This is a genomic window from Brevundimonas sp. SPF441, from assembly GCF_009661015.1.
Classification (GTDB): domain Bacteria; phylum Pseudomonadota; class Alphaproteobacteria; order Caulobacterales; family Caulobacteraceae; genus Brevundimonas; species Brevundimonas vesicularis.
Genome location: NZ_WJWX01000021.1, coordinates 1 through 23,456 on the forward strand (window position 1 = coordinate 1; position 23,456 = coordinate 23,456).

20 protein-coding genes are annotated in these 23,456 nt (G+C 62.7%); 9 read left to right on the forward strand and 11 right to left on the reverse strand.

Annotated elements, in window-relative coordinates; translation table 11 throughout:
• Positions 1–2,115 (forward strand): S8 family peptidase (locus tag GGC30_RS11955; protein WP_370451980.1); only part of this gene is annotated, 2,115 nt, incomplete at its 5' end.
• Between the two features lie 24 nt (positions 2,116–2,139).
• Here the strand turns inward: GGC30_RS11955 and grpE are convergent.
• Positions 2,140–2,727, reverse strand: a complete 588-nt coding sequence (gene grpE / locus GGC30_RS11960) for a nucleotide exchange factor GrpE (RefSeq protein ID WP_153924513.1) — start codon at positions 2,725–2,727, stop codon at positions 2,140–2,142.
• Positions 2,728–2,771: 44 nt separating this feature from the next.
• Positions 2,772–3,866 carry a heat-inducible transcriptional repressor HrcA gene (gene hrcA, locus GGC30_RS11965; RefSeq protein WP_153924516.1) on the reverse strand — a complete coding sequence of 365 codons (1,095 nt, stop codon included), beginning with the start codon at positions 3,864–3,866 and terminating at the stop codon, positions 2,772–2,774.
• A gap of 65 nt (positions 3,867–3,931) precedes the next feature.
• On the opposite strand from hrcA, the gene rph reads away from it, so the two are divergent.
• The gene (gene rph, locus GGC30_RS11970; protein ID WP_055754224.1) at positions 3,932–4,657 is read left to right on the forward strand and encodes a ribonuclease PH; all 726 of its coding nucleotides are present in this window, start codon (positions 3,932–3,934) and stop codon (positions 4,655–4,657) included.
• A gap of 64 nt (positions 4,658–4,721) precedes the next feature.
• On the forward strand, positions 4,722–5,183 hold the full coding sequence (locus tag GGC30_RS11975) for a hypothetical protein (RefSeq protein ID WP_153924416.1): 462 nt from the start codon (positions 4,722–4,724) through the stop codon (positions 5,181–5,183).
• On the opposite strand, the gene glmM is transcribed toward GGC30_RS11975, so the two are convergent.
• Positions 5,180–6,526 (reverse strand): phosphoglucosamine mutase, encoded by a 1,347-nt coding sequence (gene glmM / locus GGC30_RS11980; RefSeq protein ID WP_153924417.1) that lies wholly within the window; start codon positions 6,524–6,526, stop codon positions 5,180–5,182. The genes GGC30_RS11975 and glmM overlap by 4 nt on opposite strands.
• A gap of 161 nt (positions 6,527–6,687) precedes the next feature.
• Here glmM and glmS point away from each other — a divergent pair, with 161 nt between their 5' ends.
• Positions 6,688–8,502: a glutamine--fructose-6-phosphate transaminase (isomerizing) gene (gene glmS / locus GGC30_RS11985; RefSeq protein WP_153924418.1), complete on the forward strand. Its 1,815-nt coding sequence runs from the start codon at positions 6,688–6,690 to the stop codon at positions 8,500–8,502.
• Here the strand turns inward: glmS and GGC30_RS11990 are convergent.
• The 8 genes from GGC30_RS11990 to GGC30_RS12025 all read right to left on the reverse strand — a co-directional run bounded on the left by GGC30_RS11990 (position 8,463) and on the right by GGC30_RS12025 (position 16,523).
• Positions 8,463–9,131, reverse strand: coding sequence for a Crp/Fnr family transcriptional regulator (locus tag GGC30_RS11990; protein ID WP_153924419.1), 669 nt, complete (start codon positions 9,129–9,131; stop codon positions 8,463–8,465). The two genes, glmS and GGC30_RS11990, sit on opposite strands and share 40 nt — an antisense overlap.
• Positions 9,132–9,183: 52 nt before the next feature.
• Positions 9,184–9,927, reverse strand: coding sequence for a Crp/Fnr family transcriptional regulator (locus GGC30_RS11995; protein WP_153924420.1), 744 nt, complete (start codon positions 9,925–9,927; stop codon positions 9,184–9,186).
• Positions 9,927–10,187, reverse strand: a complete 261-nt coding sequence (locus GGC30_RS12000) for a hypothetical protein (protein ID WP_055807099.1) — start codon at positions 10,185–10,187, stop codon at positions 9,927–9,929. The genes GGC30_RS11995 and GGC30_RS12000 overlap by 1 nt, the downstream gene beginning before the upstream one ends.
• Positions 10,188–10,243: 56 nt before the next feature.
• The gene (locus GGC30_RS12005) at positions 10,244–10,930 is read right to left on the reverse strand and encodes a trans-aconitate 2-methyltransferase (protein WP_153924423.1); all 687 of its coding nucleotides are present in this window, start codon (positions 10,928–10,930) and stop codon (positions 10,244–10,246) included.
• A 42-nt stretch (positions 10,931–10,972) separates the two neighbouring features.
• Positions 10,973–12,472, reverse strand: coding sequence for a phosphomannomutase/phosphoglucomutase (locus GGC30_RS12010; protein ID WP_153924427.1), 1,500 nt, complete (start codon positions 12,470–12,472; stop codon positions 10,973–10,975).
• Between the two features lie 37 nt (positions 12,473–12,509).
• Complete coding sequence (locus GGC30_RS12015; protein WP_153924430.1) at positions 12,510–13,595, reverse strand: glycosyltransferase family 1 protein; 1,086 nt, start codon at positions 13,593–13,595, stop codon at positions 12,510–12,512.
• Positions 13,596–13,713: 118 nt separating this feature from the next.
• On the reverse strand, positions 13,714–15,933 hold the full coding sequence (locus tag GGC30_RS12020; protein ID WP_228763727.1) for an AGE family epimerase/isomerase: 2,220 nt from the start codon (positions 15,931–15,933) through the stop codon (positions 13,714–13,716).
• 128 nt (positions 15,934–16,061) lie between these two features.
• Positions 16,062–16,523 carry an Lrp/AsnC ligand binding domain-containing protein gene (locus tag GGC30_RS12025; protein ID WP_153924433.1) on the reverse strand — a complete coding sequence of 154 codons (462 nt, stop codon included), beginning with the start codon at positions 16,521–16,523 and terminating at the stop codon, positions 16,062–16,064.
• 109 nt (positions 16,524–16,632) lie between these two features.
• Between GGC30_RS12025 and putA the strand changes: the two genes are divergently transcribed.
• The 5 genes from putA (at position 16,633) to GGC30_RS12050 (ending at position 23,454) form a co-directional block, all read left to right on the forward strand.
• A complete protein-coding gene (gene putA, locus GGC30_RS12030) occupies positions 16,633–19,764 on the forward strand; it encodes a bifunctional proline dehydrogenase/L-glutamate gamma-semialdehyde dehydrogenase PutA (RefSeq protein ID WP_153924436.1) in 3,132 nt (1,043 codons plus the stop codon).
• A gap of 184 nt (positions 19,765–19,948) precedes the next feature.
• A complete protein-coding gene (locus tag GGC30_RS12035; protein WP_153924439.1) occupies positions 19,949–20,677 on the forward strand; it encodes an ABC transporter permease in 729 nt (242 codons plus the stop codon).
• A 31-nt stretch (positions 20,678–20,708) separates the two neighbouring features.
• On the forward strand, positions 20,709–21,878 hold the full coding sequence (locus GGC30_RS12040) for a chain-length determining protein (RefSeq protein ID WP_153924442.1): 1,170 nt from the start codon (positions 20,709–20,711) through the stop codon (positions 21,876–21,878).
• A complete protein-coding gene (locus GGC30_RS12045; RefSeq protein ID WP_153924446.1) occupies positions 21,878–22,558 on the forward strand; it encodes an ABC transporter ATP-binding protein in 681 nt (226 codons plus the stop codon). The genes GGC30_RS12040 and GGC30_RS12045 overlap by 1 nt, the downstream gene beginning before the upstream one ends.
• A complete protein-coding gene (locus tag GGC30_RS12050; RefSeq protein ID WP_153924449.1) occupies positions 22,558–23,454 on the forward strand; it encodes a hypothetical protein in 897 nt (298 codons plus the stop codon). The genes GGC30_RS12045 and GGC30_RS12050 overlap by 1 nt, the downstream gene beginning before the upstream one ends.
• Positions 23,455–23,456 lie beyond the last annotated feature (2 nt).

Consider the following 23,456-nt stretch of genomic DNA (forward strand, 5'->3'; position numbering starts at 1 on the left):
CCGCCTCCGCCGCCGCCGCCCCCTCCCTCGGTCACGTCGAGCGAGTATCTGCGGAACTACGGCTTGGCCAATATGAAGGTCCAATCCGCCTGGCAGGCTGGTGCGACCGGAGCCGGCGTCACCGTCGCCGTCGTCGACTCCGGCATTGCCAATACCTTGCCCGAGTTGGAGGGGCGTATTTCCAGCGCCTCGACTGACGTGGTCGTCGGACGCAACACGCCCTATGTGGCGTCAAGCAGCCACGGCACGCGCGTGTCGGGCGTGATCGCCTCGAACTTCAATGGGTTCGGTACGATTGGCGTGGCGTACAACTCGACCATCCTGTCGATCCGCACCGATATCTCTGACTGCACGGACAAGAATACGGACGTCTGTTTCAGCAGTTCGGATCTGGTGCGCGCGCTGGACTACGCCGTCGCCAATGGCGTCAAGATCATCAACATGTCGCTGGGCGGCGATGGGCGGCTGGGCTCGGCGTTTGAGGCGGCGCTGCTGCGCGCGGTCAACTCCGGCGCCGTGATCGTGGCTTCGTCGGGCAATGACGGAAACGCCAATCCGGGCTGGCCCGCGCGTTACGCCATCGACCCCCGGTTCGCCGGCAGCGTCATCGCGGTCGGATCGCACGGCGCGACCGATGCGATGTCCAGCTTCTCGAACCGGGCAGGGGATACGGCGGCCGGGTATATTTCAGCGCCGGGCGAGGATGTGATCACAGGGTGTGAGGGCACGTCGTGCTGGCGCGTCAACGGCACATCCTTCTCGGCTCCGCATGTCTCCGGCGCGCTCGCTTTGCTGATGCAGGCCTTCCCCAATCTGTCGGCGCGTGCGGCTCTGGATATCTTGCTGACGACCGCACGCGACGCCGGCGATCCCGGCACGGACATCGTCTATGGGCGCGGCCTGCTGGACATGGCCGGCGCGTTCAGACCGGTCGGAACGACCTCGACGCCGATGGCTGACGGGAGTTCCATTGTCAGCATGAGCGAACCGGGCAGCTTCGTTGGCGCCGCATTCGGGGACGCTTTCGGTCGGCAGACGGCGCTGAATACGGTGCTTTACGACGCCTACGATCGGATGTTCGCCGTCCAACTGGGCGGCGCCTATCCGACTGCGCCGAGCCGATCCTATCAGGCGGCGCCGTTCGAGCAGAATACCACGGCGACAACCAGCCTGGCTCTGCCGGGCGGCGGTCGATTGAACCTGATCGCGGCCCAACCCAGCGCCCGACCTGACCCGATCGCGCCTCGTTACGATCTCTATGATGCGCCCTGGATGGGGGACGAGCCGCGTCAGGAGGCGATGCTTGACGTCGCCACGGGCCGGATGAATTTCTCGGTCTGGCAAGGCAAGGGCGGGGCGACATCGCCGTTCAACGGCGCGGCGGGCGACGGTTTCGCCGCCCTGGCCCAGGCCGATCACGCCGTACGCGGCGCGATGCGGTTCGGCCCGGTGACGGTCTCGGGCGAGAGCGGCGGCGGCGATCGCCGGATGCCGCTGCGTCGTGTCGAGCAGGACGCCTCGACCTATAGTCGCGCGGCGATCGGATGGCGCGGAGCGGACGGCGGTCTGTCGTTCAGCGTCGGCGCCCTGGATGAACGTCTCGGGCCTTTGGGCGCCTTCCTGCCGGGCGGGTCCGACTTCGCCCTGCCGTCACGAACCAGCTTCTATGCGCTGGGCGGCGACTGGACCCTGCGGCCGGGCCTGCGCCTGGTTGGCGAGGCGGGGATGGGGTCGACCCGGATCGAGGGTCGGTTCCTGTCGATGGATCAGGCGGCGATCAGTTCGAATTGGCGGCTGGGGCTCTTGACGGGCTGTTCGATGATCTGTGACCGGATCAGCTTTACCCTGGCTCAGCCGCTCAGGATCGAGCGCGGAACCTTCTCCGCCATGCTGGCGGATGTTCCTGTCGAATATTTCGATCCGCTGACCTACTCGCGCCGCAGCTTCTCGGCGACGCCCAGCGGCCGCCAGATCGACTTCATCCTCGGTGGCGAACGTCGGCTGTGGGATGGGTCCAGCATGACGCTGCAAGCGGTCGCCAGCCGCGAGCCGCGCCATGTCGCAGACGCGCCGCCGGAGTTCGCCCTGATCGGAGCCTGGCGGCGTCAGTTCTGACCGACGCCGCCTGACGACTGCGGATCAGGCCTTTCCGTCGAAGGCTTGACCGTCGGCGGCGGGGGCGGCGCCATAGGGGTTGGGAGCCTGGGCGCCGGATCCCTTGGCGGCGACGACGACCATTGCGGGGCGCACGGTGCGGCCGAACAGTTCGAAACCGGACTGCATGGTCTGGATCACCGATCCACCGGGCACGGTCTCGGACGGCTGTTCCATCATCGCCTGGTGGAGATGCGGGTTGAAGGCCTCGCCGGCCTGGGGCGCAACGCGCTTCAGGCCGTTCGCGTCGAAGGCCTGCAGCAGGGCCTTCTGCGTCAGTTCCAACCCGGTCACCAGACCGGCGGTCGCGCCCTCGGCGTCCTTGGGCGCAGCCATCAGGGCGCGTTCCAGATTGTCGGCGACGCCCAGTAGGTCCTTGGCGAAGCGCTGGATGGCGAAGGCGCGGGCGTCGTTCTGCTGCGTCTCCGAACGGCGCTTCAGATTCTCCATCTCGGCGGCGACGCGCAAGGCGCGGTCCTTCCATTCGTCACGCTCGGCGATCACGGCGTCCAGCGGCGCCAGATCGTCTGACGGATGGGCGTCCAGACCGTGTTCGGCGTTGGTTTCGGCCATGTCGGCGTCCACGTCGTTCAGTTCGTCGTTAAGGGGCTTGTCGCTCACTTGTCGTTCCCGTCCAGCATCCGGCCCAGCACCCGGGCGGTATAGTCCACCAACGGAATGACACGGGCGTAGTTCAGTCTTGCGGGGCCTATGACGCCGATGGCGCCCAGAACCCGCTGTTGGCCGCTCATATAGGGCGCCGCGATCACGGCGGAACCCGAAAGTGAAAACAACCGTGTCTCGGCGCCGATGAAAATGCGCACGCCTTGGGCTGCATCGACGCCGTCCAGCAGGCCGATCAGCTGTTCCTTCTGCTCCAGATCATCGAAAAGGACGCGGACCCGCTCCAGATCGGCTAGGCCTTCCCGGTCCTGAAGCAAGTTGGCGCGACCCCGCACGATCAGGGCCCGCTCGCGATCCTGGCCGCCGGACCACGCAGCGAATCCGTCCTCGACCAGGCGGGCGGCCGTCTGGTCCAGTTCACGCCGTGCGATTTCCAACTCTTGGGTCATCTCTCGCTTGGCGTCGGCGAAGGGGCGGCCGCGCAGGCGGGCGTTCAGGAAGTTGGAGGCCTCGACCAGGGTTGAAGGCGTGACGCCGGCCGACAGGGTCATGATCCGGTTCTCGACCGTGCCGTCGTCGGCGACGATCACCGCCAGGGCCTGATCCCCGCCCAGGGCGACGAACTCGACATGTTTGACGCCGGAATCACGGACCGGGCTGGAGACGACGCCCGCGCCGCCGGCCAGACCGGACAGCAGGTTCGAGGCCTCGTCCAAGGCGGACTCGAAGTTCCGGCCGCGCCCGGCGAGCCGGCCGTCGATCTCGCGACGCTCTTCCTTGGTCAGGTCGCCGACCTCCAGCAGGCCGTCGACGAACAGGCGCAGGCCCGCATGGGTCGGGATGCGCCCGGCCGAGGTGTGGGGCGCCGCCAGCAGGCCCGCGAGGGTCAGATCCTGCATGGTGTTGCGGATCGAGGCAGGCGACAGGGCGATGCCGCCCAGCGACAGGGTCCGCGACCCGACCGGCTCACCGGTCTCCAGATAGGATTCCACGATGCGACGGAAGATGTCGCGCGCCCGCGCATCCAGCCCCGCCAAACCCGCGAGGGACTGGCCGGCGTCGAACGGCGGGTTTTTCGGGGCATACAGGCTCACGGTTTCAGGATAAGCACCGCCGCCACAGCTTCCAAGGTCAGACTTCCAGGATCCCTCCCATGCGCCATTCGCAACGCACCGACGATCAACTGCGTCCCGTGACCATCGAGACCGGCGTCAACCGTTATGCTGAGGGCTCGTGCTTGATCAGCTTCGGCAACACCAAGGTGCTGGTGACCGCCTCGATCGAGGACAAGGTGCCGGGCTGGATGCGCAACACGGGCCAGGGATGGGTGACCGCTGAATACGGCATGCTGCCCCGCGCCACCCACACGCGCGGGCGTCGTGAAGCCGCCGCCGGCAAACAGTCGGGCCGCACGCAAGAGATTCAGCGATTGATCGGCCGCTCCCTGCGCGCCGTGGTGGACCTCAAGGCCTTGGGGGAACGCCAGGTGTTGATCGACTGCGACGTCATCCAGGCCGACGGCGGCACCCGCACGGCGTCGATCACCGGCGCCTGGGTCGCCATGAGCCTGGCCCTGAACTATCTGCGCGACGAGGGCGTGCTTAAGGCCGACCCGATCACGGATCAGGTGGCGGCCGTGTCGTGCGGCGTCTGCGACGGCGTGCCGGTGCTGGACCTGGATTACGAAGAGGATTCCGAGGCCGAGGCGGATTCGAACTTCGTCCTGACCGGCTCGGGCCAGATCGTCGAGGTCCAGGCCACGGGCGAGAAGCGCGGCTTCTCACGCGCCGAGTTCGACCGGCTCTTCTCGCTGGCCGAGATCGGCTGCACCGAACTGTTCGCCCTGCAGAAGGCGGCCTTGGCGGCGGTGAAGCGATAGGGGGTTTCACCTCGAGGCGCGGACGGGCATCCTCGTTCGGTCAGTCCTGACCGGAGACAAGTCGATGCGTCGATCCCCCTGGCTTTCAATGGCCGCCTGCGTTCTGTTGATGGCCGGATGTCACCGCGCTGATCCAGCCGATCAGCCTGCGCCCGGAGACACGGCGGCAAGCAGCAACGTCATCGACGCGGTTCCACTGGCGCCGGACGCTCCGCCGCCTGCCGCGCCCGTCAAGCCGGCGGCTGCGGAGAAGGAAGCCGCCAAACCGGCCGAGGACCCTGAGGCCAGCATTCCCGAGGGTCCAGACATGCCCGCTCAGCCGGTGCCGATCAGCGAGGTCCCCTGCCGCGAAGCCATCGGCGCCGCCGCCTCTGCCCGGCTGGTCGAGCGCTGCACCCAAGTCAGCCCGGCGACCCGCCCGCCCTGCAACGCCGCCAACCCCTGCGACCTGATCCAGGGAGAGATCGACCGGTCCTGCAAACTGTGGGAACGCGACGGAGACCCGCCGGCGGCGTGCAAGCCCTAGGCTGAGCGCACCGCGCCCGCCACATCGGCCACCACCCGCTTGACCAGCGCCTCGTCGTCGCCCTCGGCCATGACGCGGATCAGTTTTTCGGTGCCCGACGGCCGCACCAGCAGGCGGCCCGAGCCGTTCAGCGCCGCCTCGGCCTCGGCGATGGCGGCCTTGACCGTGTCGGTCTCCAGCGGCTTGTCGGCGGTGAAGCGGACGTTCTCCAGCTTTTGCGGAACGGGGTCGAACTGGCGGGCCAGTTCGCTCATCGGCTTGCCGGATTCGACCAGGACGGCCAGCACCTGCAGCGCCGCCATCAGGCCGTCGCCGGTGGTGGCGTGGTCGTGCAGGATGATGTGGCCCGACTGTTCGCCGCCGATGTTGAAGCCGCCTTCGCGCATCCTTTCCATGACATAGCGGTCGCCGACCTTGGTCCGCTCCAGCGTCAGGCCTTCGGACTTGAGTGTTCGCTCCAGCCCCAGGTTGGACATGACGGTGGCCACCACGCCCCCGCCGGTCAGGAGGCCGCGCCTGGCCCAGTCCAGCCCGACCAGGGCCATGATCTGATCGCCGTCCACGACCCGACCCGTCTCGTCGCAGATGATCAGTCGGTCGGCGTCGCCGTCCAGGGCGATGCCGATATCGGCGCGGTAGCGTTTGACCGCATCGGCCAGGGTCGCCGGATGAGTCGAGCCGCACTCGGCGTTGATGTTGGTGCCATTCGGGGTCACGCCCACGGGGAAGACTTCGGCGCCCAGTTCGAACAGGGTGGTGGGCGCGACCTTGTAGCCGGCGCCGTTGGCGCAATCGACGGCGATGCGCAGCCCTTGCAGCGTCAGCCGCTTGGGGAAGGCCTGCTTGGCGATCTCGATATAGCGAGCCTGGGCGTCGTCGATGCGTTTGACCCGGCCCAGTTTGTTCGACGGCGCCAGGCCCTGGTCCAGACTCTGGTCCATCATGGCCTCGATCTTCAGCTCGATCTCGTCCGACAGCTTGTAACCGTCCGGCCCGAACAGCTTGATGCCGTTGTCGGCATAGTCGTTGTGCGAGGCCGAGATCATCACGCCCAGATCGGCGCGCATCGACCGGGTCAGCATGGCCACGCCGGGCGTCGGGACGGGACCGAAGGTGCGCACGTCCATTCCGACCGAAGCGAAACCGGCGACCAGGGCCGGCTCAATCGTATAGCCGGACAGGCGCGTGTCCTTGCCGATCACCACAAGATGGCGGCGGTCGTCGTCGGTGCGGAACAGTTTCCCTGCGGCCAGACCCACGCGCAGCGCGACCTCGGCCGTCATCGGATAGGTGTTGGCGCGGCCGCGAATGCCGTCGGTGCCGAAATATTTTCTGTCGCCCAAGGTGCGGTCCTTTGTTTCGGGTAACGTTCCGAAACCCCTTTTTTGATGCGGCCCGCCTTAAGATTGCATAGACGGCCGATGGGGCTTGATGTGTGGCTTAGCCCCGGATCGCCGCCAGTGCAAAGCGGCGCCCTTTTCCTGACTTCTCGGAGCCTTCGCTCATGTGCGGCATCATCGGCGTCACCGGCAACGGACCTGTCGTTCCCCGGCTGATCGACAGCCTGAAACGGCTGGAGTACCGCGGCTATGATTCCGCCGGCGTCGCCGCAGTCGTGAACGGGTCGGTCGAGCGCCGCCGCGCCAAAGGAAAGATCCGCAATCTGGAAGCCGTCCTGGCCGAGGAGCCGATGACGGCGACGGTCGGCATCGGCCATACCCGCTGGGCCACGCACGGCGCGCCGACGACGGAGAACGCCCACCCGCACAAGGCTGGGCGCGTCACCCTGGTCCACAACGGCATCATCGAGAACTTCGCCGAGCTGAAGGCCGAACTGGCCGCCGAAGGCCATGTCTTCGAAAGCCAGACCGACACCGAGGTCATCGCCCACCTGCTGGACGCCGAACTGAATACGGGTCGTGCGCCGCTTGAAGCCTTCAAGATTACCCTGGACCGGCTGACGGGCGCCTATGCGCTGGCGGTGCTGATCGACGGGACGGACGACCTGATCCTGGGCGCGCGACGCGGCAGCCCTCTGGTCGTCGGCTGGGGCGAGGACGAGATGTATCTGGGCTCGGATGCGCTCGCGGTCGGTCCTTTCACGCAGAAGATTTCCTATCTGGAAGAGGGCGATTACGTCGCCGTGACCAAGGCCGGCGCCCAGATGTTCGACGTCGCGGGCAAGCCGGTCGAACGCGCCATCGTCCAGGTCTCGGCCTCATCGGCCATGGTCGAGAAGGGCGAATATCGCCACTTCATGGAGAAGGAAATCCATGAACAGCCCGACAGCGTCCAGCACACCCTGTCGGAATATCTCGACCTGGTAACCGGCAAGGCCAAGACCAATCCTGTCGATTTCGCCGCCATCGACCGCATCCAGATCGTCGCCTGCGGCACCGCCTTCTACGCCGGCCAGATCGGTCGTTATGCGTTCGAGAAACTGGCCGGCCTGCCCTGCGACGTCGAGATCGCGTCCGAGTTCCGCTATCGCTCGCCTGCCGTGTCGCCCAAGACGCTGGCGGTCGCCGTCAGCCAGTCGGGCGAGACGGCCGACACCCTGGCCAGCCTGACCTGGTGCAAGGCGCAGGGGTTGCAGACCGCTGCTGTCGTCAATGTTCACTCGTCCTCGATGGCGCGCGAAGCCGCCGTCCTGTGGCCCACCCATGCCGGACCCGAGATCGGCGTCGCCTCGACCAAGGCCTTCACCGCCCAGGTTGCCGCGCTCTTGGCTCTGGCCGTGGCGGCGGGCGTGGCGCGCGGCCGGATCGATGCGGCTCACGAGGCCGAACTGGTCAAGGCTCTGTTCGAAAGCCCGCGCCTGATCGCCGAGGCCCTGACGATGGGCGACAGCATCCGAGCGGTGACCCACGATCTGTCAAAGGCGGACGACGTCCTGTTCCTGGGGCGCGGGGCCATGTTCCCGCTGGCGATGGAAGGCGCGCTGAAGCTGAAGGAGATCAGCTATATTCACGCCGAGGGCTATGCCGCCGGAGAGTTGAAACACGGCCCCATCGCCCTGATCGACGAAGAGACCCCGACCATCGCCCTGGCTCCGCTTGACGATGTGTTCGAAAAGACCGCGTCCAACCTGCAGGAGGTCGCCGCACGGGGCGGCCCGGTCATCATGATCGCGCCGGAAAAGGCACCCGATCCGCACGGCGCCGGCATTCGCCGCATCCACGCCCCCGACTGCCATCCGCTGATCGCGCCTCTGGTCTATGCCGTGCCGGTGCAGCTGCTGGCCTATTACACCGCCGTGCAGAAGGGCACTGACGTGGATCAGCCCCGCAACCTGGCCAAATCCGTCACGGTCGAATAGGCCTCGTCCGTCATCCGCCGCAGGGCGTCTGCATCGGTGATCTGGATCGCGCCGCGCCGCAGCCGCACGGCGCCGGCGGCGCATAGTTCGGTGCAGGCGGTCGATATGCTGGCGCGCCGCACAGCCATCAGATGCGACAGCTCTGTTTGACGCAGAGCGAGGACGTCGCCTCCATTTCGGTCGTGGACGTCGAGCAATAGGGCGGCCAGGCGCTGGCTGACTTTTAATGTGGCGTGGCGCGAAAGCTCAGCCTGAAGGGCGATGTTGCGACGGCGAAGATCAATCAGCGCCATCTCGACCAGACTGTTGCGATCGATCTTTTGCGCCAGCTTGCGAGCGGAGACGGTCAGGTATCGTCCGGTCGTCAACCAAACGGCCGACTCTGGCCCACCCCCGCCCAATACAGCATCAAAGTTGATCACGTCGTCGCTGGACGCCAGCCCATGCGACAGAGCGCCGTCGAGCCCGATCCGCGCCAAAACGCCGGACAAAATCAGCGTGACGACGGCTTCGCCATTCTGTGTGGTTGAGGTTCGCGCACCAGCCTCGGCGAAGAACGCGTCGCCTTCGTCCAGGCCCTGAACTGCGAGGGCAGACAACAGAGCGTGCGCGAGGTTCGACTGGGACATGCCCCGTCTAGACGGCCGATCGCCGGTGTGTGCGATAACATGCGTTAAGCGATCAGACGGGCTCTGATTGCAAGCGCAGATAGGTGGGGTCGAATTCAGCGATCTCGGCCAAGCGGCGCCAGTCGAGAATATCGATCCGCCCACCCGCCCAGGCGACGACACCTTCGCTGCGGAGCTCGGAAATCAGACGGCTGACATGGACAGTCGAAAGGCCGAGCGCGTCACCCAGCGACGTTTGCGTCAGGGGAAGATCGAATGACAGATCACCCGTCTGTCCGACGGCCTGGAGGCGAAGGTAAAGCTCGCACACCAGATGCGCCAGATGGCCCAGACCGCTCCGTCGGCCCATGGCTACCAGCCATTGTCGATGGATGGCGGCGTCGATGATGGTGTCCAGCCAAAGCAGTCGGCCCAGGTGTGGATGTCGTTCGGTGATATCGATCAAGCCGCTGTGCGGCGCCTCTGCGATCACGCAGTCGGTCAGGGCGACGACGCCGTGATCCATCTGCTTCATCAACAGGCTGTGCAGGTCGATGAAGTCGCCCGACACATTGATCTCGGTGATCTGACGCGCCCCATCTTCCAGAGTGGAGTAACGCGCCGAAAAGCCCGAAATCAGAAGGGTGCTGTGAAGCGGGCGGGTGTGCTCGCGCACGATATCGCATCCGGCGGAGACGGTTTTGGGCGCATCGAGGACAGCGCGTAACGCCTCTATTTCTTCGGAATTGAGCCGGTCCCGGAGCGACAACTTATCGACCAGCGTGGTGATCTTTGAGGCGCTGCCAGCCTTGGTCATCACGCGTCCCCCGTCAATGTCCAGCCCTCGGGCGCCTGATCGGATGCGGAGGCCGTGACGCTGACGACCGTTCGACCCTCGGTGTCCGTGACGATGACGCTGAAGGCGCGGGTCGTCCAGAACGACGCGCCCCGGTAGCGAAGGATTTCGCCCAGCACGGCGACGGCTTCCTCGCGCGCCGCGTCAATGCTCCTCAGTTCCTCGCCCTGATCGTCGCGGATGCAATCTCCGTTCTGGGTATGGAAAAAGTAGCGCGGCAATCTTCCCTCCTGGCCTCAGCCGAGAGGGAAGCGGTCATGGGCGCGATTGGTTCAGATCAGAGTTTGTGATCTAGGACGAAGACCAAATCTTCGGTGCGCCACACTGCCAGATAGCCATCTTCGTAAATAGGTGTCGGGAAGCTGAAAGGTTCAGTTCTGAGATTTAGAAGCCGAGACATGCCGCCAACATTTCGGGGCAAATCTTCGTTCGGAGTGGACACGCTGTTAGACGTGATCATCAAATAGGTCGCGCCAGAACGGATCATGTTGGCTAGAGCTTTCCAAACATCCCTGTCTAGAAGGTGATTCACCAAATCCTTTGAGAAGATCAAGTCGGCACGGGGTGGAACCTGCTCTGTAATATCGAGGACATAAAATTTAGCGGCCGGATGTGACTTGCGGTTTTGAGAGATCAGGCCGCCAACGATGTCATACCCCGCGTAGGCTACTGAAGGATGATTTTCCAAAAACTCGGGCATCCAGTTAAAATCTCCGCACGGAATGTCGGCCACCGAACGAACTTCATATCTTTCGACAGTTTGGGAAAGCGCAATCAAGGCTTGGCGAACCGAGCCCGAATTCCGCTCAGAACCGGGCCCCGAAAGAGATTCTGATGATCCCCAAGCAGCGGATCTGTAAACGCCTGTAAAGCGAGCCCTGAGACTCTCGGCACCATTGCCTAGCTTGGCTTTTCTTAAAAATTTCCTGATTCGACGATATGATGTTTTCAAGAAAGCGATCATCTTGATTTCCGTCCCAAAAACATGCTCGCGGCAAGCTGATGCTCAGATTTCTTGATTGAAAGCGCCGATTTCCGGGTAGGCGGCCAAGCGCGGCTTGATCTCCATGCGGAACAGATCGCGCATATCGTGCTCTGACTGCATGCTCTCGACCACCACGACCAATTCCGGCTTGTTGGACGAGGCGCGGACCAGGACCCATGAGCCGTCGTCCAAGTGCACACGGACGCCGTTGACGGTGATGGCCTCGACGATCTTGCGGCCAAGGATTTCGCCGCCCGCTGCGGCCAGATCGGAATATTCCTTCACGATCCGCTCCAGCACGCCGTATTTCAGCTCGTCATCGCAATGGGGCGACATGGTCAGGCTGGTCCAGGCGTCCGGCAGGGCAGTCTTCAGCTCGCTGAGCTTCTTGTCCGGATTGCGATCCAGCATGGCCAGCACTGCGCCGGCCGCGACCAGACCGTCGTCGTAGCCGTGGCCCAGATCGCCCGCCATGAAGAAGTGGCCCGACTTCTCGAAGCCGGCCAGGGCGCCCAGTTCGGCGGTCTTGCGCTTGATGTAGGAGTGGCCCGTCTTCCAATAGACGACCTCGGCGCCATTGGCTTTCAGGACCTCGTCGGTCTTGTAGAGGCCGGTCGACTTCACATCGACGACAAAGGTGCTGTCCGGATAGACCTTGGACAGGTCGCGGGCCAGCATCAGGCCGATCTTGTCGGCGAAGATTTCCTCGCCCGTGTCGTCCACCACGCCGCAACGGTCGCCGTCGCCGTCGAAGCCAAGGGCCAGATCGGCGCCCGTCTCACGCACCCGTTGGGTCATCTGCACCAGCATGGCGTGATCTTCCGGGTTCGGATTGTATTTCGGGAAGGTGTAGTCGAGGTCGGTGTCCATCTCGATCACCTCGACGCCCATCCGGCGCAGAGCGTCGGGGGCGAAGGTGCCGGCTGTGCCGTTGCCGCAGGCACAGACGACCTTCAGCGGTCGCTTGATCTGCACCTTGGAGGCCACGTCGGCGACATAGGTTTCGCGGAAGTCATCGACGCGCACCAGCTTGCCGCCGGGGCGGGCCACGCCCTCGCCGTTCAGAACGATCTCTTTCAGGCGGCCCATCTCGTCGGGGCCGAAGGTCAGGGGCTTGTTCGCCCCCATTTTCACCCCGGTCCAGCCATTCTCGTTGTGGCTGGCGGTGACCATGGCGACGCACGGCGCATCCAGTTCGAACTGGCCGAAATAGGCCATCGGCGACAAGGCCAGGCCCACATCCAGAACCTCCATCCCGCCTTCCAGCAGCCCCAGGATCAGGGCCTGTTTGACGCTGAGGCTGTAGCCACGAAAGTCATGGCCGGTGACGATCTTGGGCGCGACGCCGATCTCGTGGACATAGGTGGCCAGGCCAAGGCCCAGCGCTTGAATGCCGAGAAGGTTGATCTCTTTTTCCAGGATCCAGCGCGCGTCGTATTCGCGAAAGCCTGTCGGCTTGACCAAGGCTTGGGTTTCGTAAGCAGCCGTGTTCGGCCTCAGGTCCTGACAGGGTTTCATCATGGCTTGTCCTAGGGGGGCGGCTCGACGGGCCGATCGATCAGGCGGCGGCGCGTTTGCGGATGCGGGCGATGCGCCGCAGGCGACGCCAGAAGCGGCCGCGCTCAGGTTCGGGATAGGGTTGCAGGTTCTCGACGAACTGCTCGGCCGAAGCGCGCCAGCTGAACTTTTCCGCATAGGCCCGCACAGCCTTGCGATCGAGATCGAGGCACTGCAGGCAGGCGGTCTTGAGGTCCTTATCGATTGCGCCTGCGTTCGATCCGGGAATGATGTCGATAGGGCCGTGAGCCGGATAGGCGGCGACCGGCGTCCCGGCCGCCATAGCTTCGAGGATCACCAGACCGAAGGTGTCTGTCCAGCTGGGGAAGACGAAAACGTCGGCGTCGCGGAAACAGCGGGCCAAGTCGTCGCCGAATTTGGCGCCGAGGAATTTGGCGTCCGAATACTTTTCTTCGAGCTCGGCGCGGGCCGGGCCATCGCCCACGACGATCTTGGTGCCGGGCAGGTCGAGTTGCAGGAAGGCCTCGATGTTCTTCTCGACCGCCACACGGCCGACGTTCAGGAAAAAGGGCCGCGGCCAGTCCTTGCCGCCAAGCTCGTCGTAGATGCGCTCCAGGTCGGGATTGAAAACATCCGTGTCCACGCCCCGCGACCAGGGCGAGACATTCTTGAATCCGTGCTCGACCAGTTCGTCGCGCAGGGTCGGCGTCGCCACCATCAATCGGCCCGACGGCTTGTGGAACCATTTCATATAGGCGTAGCCGACCTGAACCGGGATCGGGAAACGCGCCGAGACATATTCCGGGAATTTGGTGTGATAACTGGTCGTAAACGGCAGCTTCCACTCCACGCAGATACGCCTAGTGGCGATGCCGATGGGGCCTTCGGTGGCGATATGGACGGCTTCGGGTTCGAAGGCCCGCAGCATCTCGCGGATTTCTTCTTCCGCTCCGAGCGCCAGCCGGATTTCCGGATAGGTGGGGCAGGGGATGGTCTTGAACAGACTGGGTTCGATGACCTCGACCTCATGGCCCATGCCGCGACATTCCGCGACGGTGCGCGTCAGGGTGCGGACGACGCCGTTGACCTGAGGTTCCCAGGCGTCGGTGGCCAGAACGATGCGCATTGAGGCGGGCGGACCCTGAGCCGTTGAGTAAGGGGCGAACTTCTAGACGGTTCGAATGACGAAGGCGAGACGGACTTATGTTAGGCGTTAGTGCCCTTGAGGCGCCGCTGACCGCATCTCAGAACAGTCGGAGTGACTGAGCCGTGTCTGGCGCAAGCAGGCTTACGGCTTCGCTGATCTGAACGTATGCCGCCATGATGTGGTAAAATGAGCTAGCGGGAGCGGGTTCGTCGATAAAAATCCCGTTTTCCAACATCTTGTCATGCCAGAGGCCTTGTGGCGTCAGGTATAGCCATAGCGCCCGCTGCGCGTGAGCCGCCTGATCGAGACAATGGACGCGTCGCGCATCGTCGCCAAGCGCAGCGAAGATGAGCGACGCTTTCAGCCATTCGGTCTGAGGCCACAATCGGGAACGCGGGCTACGCACGCTGCCGTCGATATTCATCGCGTCCATGGCGATGCCGCGTTTTGGATCGACTCCCTTAAGTCCGGCTTCATATAGCCGCCAAGCGTCACCGATGACCGTTGTGTCTTTCCGGCTTCGGCCATAGCGCGCCATCAGCCAAGCCCATTCGAACTGATGTCCGGGCTCGACCAACCAGCCGTCGGCACCGGCGGCGGGTCGCCAATTCGAGTCGAAGTATTCTCGCAGGTTCCCCGTTTCAACGTCTATAAAATGCGTTCGCGCCAGATGCACGATTTGGTCGGCCAGCGCTGTCCAATGATCGCCGCCGCCGACGTCCTCCCAAGCTAGGGCAGCTTCTAGGAGATGCATATGGCAATTGGATTGATAGGGATGGCTTCCGGCCTCCTTCAGCCCGCCCTTGGCATCCGCGCCTTGCATCAGCAGATCGCGGATCCCGGCGGCTTCGACTTCCAGCGCTAGATCTTCCGTGACGCTTGAAATGCACGCTAGCGCAAGGATTAGGAAGGCCTGATCATAGACCATTGCCGTAGCGTCCAGCGGTGCGCCGTCCGCCGCCAGCAATGTGCGTATCTGGCCGTCGGGGCGTCGGTAGGCAGAACTAAGGTGCACAAGTCCGCTCTCTACGACTGCTTTCCATGGCCCCTGCCAGCCTTGCCGTCCGGCTTCGGCGTAGACCTGCAGTTGGCGTGCCTGGACACGCGCGCGGCGGGAGGTGGCGATGCGCCGGCCATCAAGCGCAAGGACCTCTTCGAAGGCGCCCATCTCATTTTGGCCCAGGCTAGACCAGACGGGCAGCGCAGCCTGCCTCAGCCAAGTCGCAAAGCGCGTGGCTCCAGTTTCGAGCGTTTCGAGCGGCTCGGCCGAGGGAAAGTCGAGATGTTGCGGCGACAGCTTGCGTAGTCGGTCGACCACCTTCTTGACGTCCTGACTCTTCTTCAGATCCGTGACCAGCACCGCATCGCGTTCGACGATGATACCGACATCGGTGAGGCCGATGGCCGCGACCATCACTCCGTCGCACGCTCTAATCAGGCAACCTTCGGAGTCCTCTAAGATGTGAAGACCGACGTTGCCTTCGCCAGAAGCATGGACTGAATCCCAGGCGCCGAGGTCCGACCACATAAACTGCACCGGCAAAACCGACGCGACTGAAGTCTTCTCCATGACGGCGTAATCGATGGAAATCTTGGGGGCCGTTTTGAAGCCTGCGCCAAGAGTCATGCAGGGTCCGTCGATCTCTGCCTGATCCAGAGCAACCTGAACCGCTTCTCCTACAGCGGGTGCTCGATCAGTGATTTCTTGGCCGAGCACATCAGCACGAACGATGAAGTTGCCGCTGTTCCAGAGATAGCCTTCGGAAATATATCGACGGGCCGTTTCATGATCAGGCTTTTCGACAAAAGCGGATACCTCCGACAGCCCTGAGCCGAGAGGCGCGATATAGCCGTAGGCTGAAGAGGGTGCGGTGGGCACGACGCCCAAGGTGACGATGCGACCCTTCGACGCGGTGGCAACGGCCTCTTTTACCGACTGTCTGAACGCTTCGGCGTCGGGGATGTGATGGTCGGACGCGACGAAGAGGTTGACCGCGTCCGGCGAGCGACGCGATGTCCACAACGCAGCGGCGGCCATGGCGGCGGATGAGTCGCGACCTTCGGGTTCAAGCAGGATGACGGCGGCGACGCCGATCTCCTCAAGCTGTTCGAGGATGGATCGCTTGTGAGCAACGCCGCCCACGACAATCAATTCACCGCCGTTATCCGCGAGCACCGATACGCGAGAAACCGTTTCCTGAAATAGGGACCGGTTTCCGGAGAGTGGGATAAACTGCTTGGGTAGCGAGGGCCGTGACGCAGGCCACAGGCGCGTTCCGGATCCTCCGCACATGATGACGGGATAGATGGTGACCATTTATCATCGCTGTGATCAGTGAGGTTGATCAGCCTATTAGGTTAGACGACTGACGTCGTCATCTCATTTGCTGATCCGAAATTGCGCGTTGTGCGGGGCGCCGGATGTTGGGCGTGGCAGATGTCTGATCACAAAGGCAACACCGTTGTCGATTTCACCTCTTCCAGCACAGCATAGGTCCGGGTTTCCCGAACCCCCGGCATGCGCACTAGCACGTCGCCCAGAAAGGCGCGGTAGGCGTCCATGTCGCCGACGCGGGCCTTGATCAGATAGTCGAAGCCGCCGGCGACCATGTGGCACTCCAGCACCTCCGGCTGACTGCGAACGGCGGAGGCGAAGGCTTCAAAGACGTCGCCGGTGGTGCGGTCCAGCAGGACCTCGACAAAGATCAGCAGGTCTCGGCCGACCTGAGCCGGGTCGATCATGGCGGCGTAGCCGGTGATGATCTTTTTTTCGCGCAGCCGTTTGACCCGTTCGAAACAGGCGGCGGGCGACAGGTTGCAGCGTCGCGCCAGTTCGGCGTTGGAGATGCGGGCATCGGTCTGAAGCACCCGCAGGATGCGGCGATCAACAGCGTCTATATCGATCATCGGAAATCACAGCCTCACACCGAACGATCTTCGGTCCAGTCCTGTATCATACGAAGCACCTTCAATGAACTTCGGCATATACGGCTGAAATCCACAGGATCTGTCGCTAATGACCATTCCCGCCTTCATGCCTTCGAGCCTGGCCGCCTGGGACGGTCTGGATACGCATAAGTTCCGCGATGAACGCGAGGCCGTCGCCGCAAATCTGGCGCGCATGCCCCTGGATGCGATCGAACGGGCGGATGTGGTCGCTGAGGCGACGGCCCTGGTCGAACACGCGCGTCGCAGCCAGAAGAAGCAGGGCGTCGTCGAAAGCTTCCTGCAGCAATTCTCCCTGGGCACACGCGAAGGTCTGGCCCTGATGTGTCTGGCCGAAGCCCTGCTGCGCGTGCCGGACGAGGACACCCGCGACCGCTTGATCGCCGAGAAGATCGGCTCGGCCGACTGGGCCGCCCACCTGGGTCAGTCCGACAGCCTCTTCGTCAACGCCTCGACCTGGGGTCTGATGCTGACCGGCAAGCTGGTCGATGTGGATGACGAGGCGCGCAGCGACCTGCCCGGCTTCCTGAAGCGGATCGCCGGTCGTCTGGGCGAGCCGGTCATCCGCCAGGCGGTGGCCACCGCCGTCAAGATCATGGGCGAACAGTTCGTCGTCGGCCGCACCATCCAGGGCGCGTTGAAACGGTCGAACAAGGAGGGCTGGCTGTGCAGCTTCGACATGCTGGGCGAGGGTGCCCGGACCATGGCCGACGCAGACCGCTACGAGAAGATCTACGCCGACGCCATCGAGGCGGTGGGCAAGACGTCGAAGGGTCAGGGGCCGGAGCATGGCCATGGCGTCTCGGTGAAACTGTCGGCTCTGTCGCCCCGATATGAGGCGACGCATGAAGATGACGTCTGGGCGACCCTGTATCCCCGCATCCTGCGCTTGGCTCAGATCGCGGCCAAATACGACATCAACTATACGATGGACGCCGAGGAGGCAGACCGTCTGGCCCTGTCGCTGAAGCTGCTGGACCGGCTGGCGCACGAGCCGTCGCTTGGCGGCTGGACCGGCCTGGGTCTGGCGGTTCAAGCCTATCAGAAACGCGGTCTGGAGACGATCGAACGCGTCGCTGACCTCGCCCGTAGCTCGGGCCGTCGTCTGATGGTGCGCCTGGTCAAGGGCGCCTATTGGGACACCGAGATCAAGCGCGCCCAGGTGTTCGGCCGCGCCGACTATCCCGTCTATACGACCAAGGCGGCGACCGATCTGAACTATCTGGTCTGCGCCAAGGCCATGATCGAGGCCGCGCCGGCCATCTATTCCCAGTTCGCCAGCCATAACGCCCACACCCTGGCGGCCGTGCGGCGTATGGCGCGTGATCACGGCGTCACGGTCGAGCACCAGCGGCTGCACGGCATGGGCGAGGCGCTTTATGACGCCGCTCAAGAAGCCTGGGCCAATGAAACCGTCATCGTCCGCGCCTACGCCCCCGTTGGCGGGCACGAGGAACTGCTGCCCTATCTGGTGCGTCGCCTGCTTGAAAACGGCGCCAACTCCTCCTTCGTCCATGCCCTGTTGGATGAGCGCGTGCCCGCCTCGGCCGTCGCGGCCGATCCCATTTCCCTGGTCGAGCAGGCGCCCGACCGTCACCCCAAGATTTCGGTTCCGAAAGACATGTACGGCGATCGTCAGAACTCCCTCGGCCGCGATTACTCTCAGGCCGCTGACCGTGAAGCCCACGCCAAGGCGCTGGAACTGGTCGACCGCGAGAAGTTGACCAGCGGTCCGATCATCGGCGGCAAGCTGCGCGCCGGCCTCAACGCTCAGGACGTGACCAATCCCTTCGATCGATCACAGGTGCTGGGCCATGTCTCGGAAGCCGAGGCGGCTGACATCGACGCCGCCGTCCAGGCGGCCGCCGAGGCTCAGGTCAAATGGGACCGCCAGGGCGGCGCCAAGCGCGCTATCGTCCTGCGCGCCATGGCCGACGCGCTGGAGGCCGATCTGGATCGGCTGGTCGCTCTGCTCAGCCGCGAGGCGGGCAAGACCCTGAACGACGGCGTGGCCGAGGTGCGCGAGGCCGCCGATTTCTGCCGCTATTACGCCCTGCTTGCCGAACGCGACTTCACCGCCCCCGAGACCCTGAAGGGTCCGACCGGCGAGACCAACCAGCTGTTCCTGCACGGACGCGGCGTCTTCGCCTGCATCTCGCCGTGGAACTTCCCCCTGGCCATCTTCACCGGCCAGATCGCCGCAGCCCTCGCCGCCGGCAACGCCGTGCTGGCCAAGCCCGCCGAGCAGACGCCGCTGATCGCCGCAGAGGCCGTGCGCCTGTATCACAAGGCCGGCCTGAACCCCGATCTGTTGGCCCTGGTCCCAGGACGTGGCGAGACGGTCGGCGCAGCGCTGGTCACCCATCCGGGCATCGACGGCGTCGCCTTCACCGGCGGCACCGACACGGCCGCCGCCATCAACCGCTCCATCGCCGCCCGCCCCGGCGCCATCATCCCCTTCATCGCCGAGACCGGCGGCCTGAACGGCATGTTCATCGATACGACAGCGCTCAAGGAACAGGTCATCGACGACGTGATCCAGTCGGCCTTCGGCTCGGCCGGCCAGCGCTGCTCGGCCCTTCGCGTCCTCTACGTGCCCAAGGATTCGGCCGACGCCCTGATCGAGGGCCTGAAGGGCGCTCTGGCGGTCCAGACCGTCGCCGACCCTGCCGATCCTAAGACCGACATCGGCCCGGTCATCGATCCCGAATCCCGCCGGGCGCTCGAAGCGCACGTCGAGCGCCTATCGAAGGAAGCGAAGATCATCGCCCGCGCCGCCCTGCCGATGGGCGCTGAAAAGGGCGACCTGTTCGCCCCCACCATCGCTGAAATCCCTACGCCCGACTTCCTCGAACGCGAGGTCTTCGGCCCCATTCTGCACATCTACCGCTACGGTCCGCCCGACCTGAAGTCGGTCGCCGGCAAGCTGGCCGCGCGCGGCTACGGCCTGACCCTGGGCGTCCATAGTCGCATCGAAGCCTTCGCCGCCGAAGTCGTCGACCTGGTCCCCGCCGGCAACGTCTACGTCAACCGCTCGATCACCGGCGCCGTCGTCGGCGTCCAGCCGTTCGGCGGCGAGGGCCTGTCGGGCACCGGCCCCAAGGCGGGCGGCCCCAACAGCCTGATCCGTTATGCGGCGGAGAAGGCGGTCAGCGTGAACATCGCCGCGCAAGGTGGGGATCCGGCGCTGCTGAACCTGTAGGCGGTCGGAGTCTAACGCTTGCCGGTGTTAGATTGAGCGGGTATGGACCAGCAGCGCATCTCGCGCGGTGGTGCATGCAAGTGTGACGATCCTTGGCTTACGGCTGGCTCGAGACCTTTAAGACTGGAGCGGCACTATTTTGTTGAGCGCAGTTCGATCACATAGCAACATTATCATCGCTCTAATGTTGCGCGAGATCATTACCCGTTATGGCCGTAAGGGCCTTGGTTTTGTCTGGCTAGTTGGCGAACCTCTTCTATTCATATTTGGTGTCATACTGGTATGGTCTTTCATTAAGGCACCTTACCAGCACGGTTTGCCCGTGGGACCGTTCATCATGACGGGCTATGTTAGCTTGCTAATGATGCGTCATCTTATTTCCTACAGTATGGGGGCCGTCACTGGAAACGCGGGTCTATTGTTTCACCAGAAGATAAAAATACTTCATGTCTACATATCTAGGTACCTACTAGAATTTGCTGGTTCGACAGCCGCGTTTGTCATTACCTATGCCGTGTTGATGGCATTTGGCCAGGTAGGTTTTCCCCACAATCTCATGCTTGTATATTGGGGTTGGTTTAGTCTTTTTGTGTTCTCTTCAGGCATGGCGATGGTCATCAGTGCCCTTGCTATGGAATTCGATGTTCTTGAACGCCTCGTCCCTGTATTTATGTATTTAATTTTGCCTTTTTCTGGCGTTTTTGTAATGGCCGCCTGGTTTCCGCCAGCTTATCGCGACCTTTATCTTATCTTTCCGCTGCCCCACACAATTGAAATGATACGTGCTGGTGTTTTTGGCGAGTTTATCGAGACGCACTACGATCCACTCTATCCGGTTTTCTGGGGTGGTGTGCTTGTTTCTTTAGGGCTCATCATGCTGGCCCGCGCCAAGGATCACTTGGATGTCGATTAAGATGTTCCAAGGCCGATAGGATTTTAAGATCATGAACGACTCACGTCTGAATTTTCTTGGCCCGCTGCTCGGAAGACCACAGGGTCAACCTGAGCCTACCTCGAAGAAGTTTTCGGTTCGCTCCTACCTACCTTTTGCTCTAGTTGTGGGGGTGCCGACGCTTGTCGCCGCGATCTATTACCTCGGCATCGCGAGCCCGCGTTATGTATCCGAGGCCAAATTCCTGGTGCGATCGGCCTCGAAGGAGCAGCCGTCCTCTCTGGGTGTCGCCCTACAAGGCGTGGGGTTATCCACAAATGCGACTGACGCTTTTTCGGTGCATGAATACATCAAATCGAGAGACGCAGTTCGAGATCTCGAAAAGAAGCTTCCTCTGGCCAATATCTTGTCAGCGGCCGGCGCTGACCCGTTTTCTCGCTATCCAAGGGTGGGCCAGAGCGCCAGCAGCGAGGGTCTTTACAAGAGCTTTCAGCGTTTTTTGACGGTAGGCTACAACACAAGCTCGGGCATTAGCACCCTCCGGGTTGAGGCGTTTACGCCGCAAGATGCAAAGCGAGTTGCAGATAGTTTGCTGGATGGCGGCGAGAATCTCGTTAATGCGCTGAATGAGAGATCTACAGCTCGAGCTGTTACTGATGCCGAAGCAAATCTTGTAGAAGCTGAATCCCGTTTAACTAATATTCAGAGTCGTCTACAAAATTTCAGAAATCGCGAAGGGATTATCGATCCTATAGTCTCTGCAACTGAAGGATCGGCGCTGATTGGTGAGTTGCTGGCGAATATATCTAGTTTGAGGGCTGAACGCTCTCAACTCGCTAGCCAAGCGCCGCAAAGCCCACAACTGTCTATTTTGGATGCACGTCTCGCCGCCTACGAACAGCAAATCGAATCCGAACGAAACAAACTGGCGGGGGGGCCAAACTCTTTAGCCAGCAAAATCAGTGGCTATGAGTCCTTGGCCTTGGAGCGCGAGATGGCTGATAAGGCGCTGGCCACCGCTAGCTTGGGGTTGGACGCGGCGCGTGTAGAGGCGCGTCAGCAGAAACTCTATCTTGTGCGCGTCGTGAATCCTGGCCTGCCTGACAAACCCTCGGTGCCAAATCGGTGGGCTGCTATTCTCGCTGTCTTCATCTCCACACTTTTGATTTATAGCATAGGCTGGCTCATCTGGGCCGGACTACGGGAGCACAGGCAGATTTGATGTCTTCCCCCAAGGATAGCGTGGGTCTTGAGGTCATCGATCTCGGCAAGACCTATCTACATGCGCCGGGCGCCAAACCCCTGTTCAAAGGTCTGAGCTTCAACGTGCGTCGCAATGACCGCCTTGCAGTCCTCGGACGCAATGGCCAAGGCAAATCCACGCTGATTAAAATTCTGGGCGGGGCCCTAGCTCCAACGACAGGCAGGGTGCGCTGGCATATGTCTGGTTCATGGCCTATCGGGTTCGGCGGCGGTTTCCAGGGCAGTTTGTCGGGCTTGGATAATATTCGGTTTCTATCGCGTCTGTATGAGCGTCCCTTTGACGAGTTGCTGGAGCGCGTGGATGATTTCGCTGAGCTTGGTTCAAAGTTATCTCTTCCCGTCAAACATTACTCTTCAGGTATGAGGGCGCGTCTTGCATTCGGATTATCGATAGCCATCGAGTTCGATTGCTATTTGGTTGATGAGCTTGTCGCTGTAGGAGACGCACGTTTCCAAAGAAAATGCAGAGAAGAGCTTTTCCAGCGAAGATCAGATCGAGCATTTATCATGGCTTCTCATGATATGAATCTCATATCCAAGGTCTGCGACCGTGTGCTGATCATTGAGAGTGGCAAGGCCCGAATGTTTACCGACGTGGAACAGGCTGTGGACATTTATACGTCTCTTCGGGCCGCTTGATGGCGGTGCGGTCTGTAGGCCTGTTGTTAATGCCGTCACATCGTGAAGCGGCATGGCGTGGCGCTATTGGGGTGGCGGCCAAGGAGCGTGGTTGGACAGTGACGAAGGCGCGGGGGGACGAAGCCGTAAGGACGCCCTGCCCGAAGATCATTCTGGTCACAGATTTCCAAGCGGTGCCATTGGATGCCGTCGATGCCTGGGTCGTTATAGGAGGCGGGGCTTTAGAAGAGGTGTTGAACAGCGCCCTTGAGCGAAGGTCGGATCAGTTGGAAGCTCAACGCTTCGCATCCGTACGCTTGGGGACCGCCTCTGCTCTGATCGAAGCGGGCGCGGTTGTTCTGGACCACGAAGCCTACGCCGCTGATTTGCCGGGTCTAGGTCTGATTTCTCCGGGGGTATCCGCGCTGAGCACCGCACCATTCAGTGTGGATCCCGCAATGGCCGCGCCATTGGCCTTCTATCGGAATATGCCTCCAACCCCTGGGTTCAGCATGGTCTGGCCAACCTCGATCTTCAGTTATAGCCTACGCCGAGAGCCCACAGGCGGTTCGCCCGATATTGATCTGACTGGCGGTGCTCGCGTATTGATGCACGGTCCATGTTTCGCCCTTCCGTTAGGATGGTGGCGTGTCACGGTGCGATTTTCGGTCGATCCGGACGAGGCGGCTCACCTGATGTTCGAATGGGGGGCGGCCGACGATACCACCTTGTACGTGGGGGCATTTGACACGCCAGGCTACTACGAGCTTGTGCTGGACCATTTCTGGAATGAGCCAGCCCCTGCAGAGTTGAAAATCTCCAGCGAACGAGCCCATTTTATGGGACGGGTCGTCATCGAGGAGTGCAGGGTGGAACTTCTCCCTGAAATGACCGATACATTCCCCGGTAAAAGGTAGGG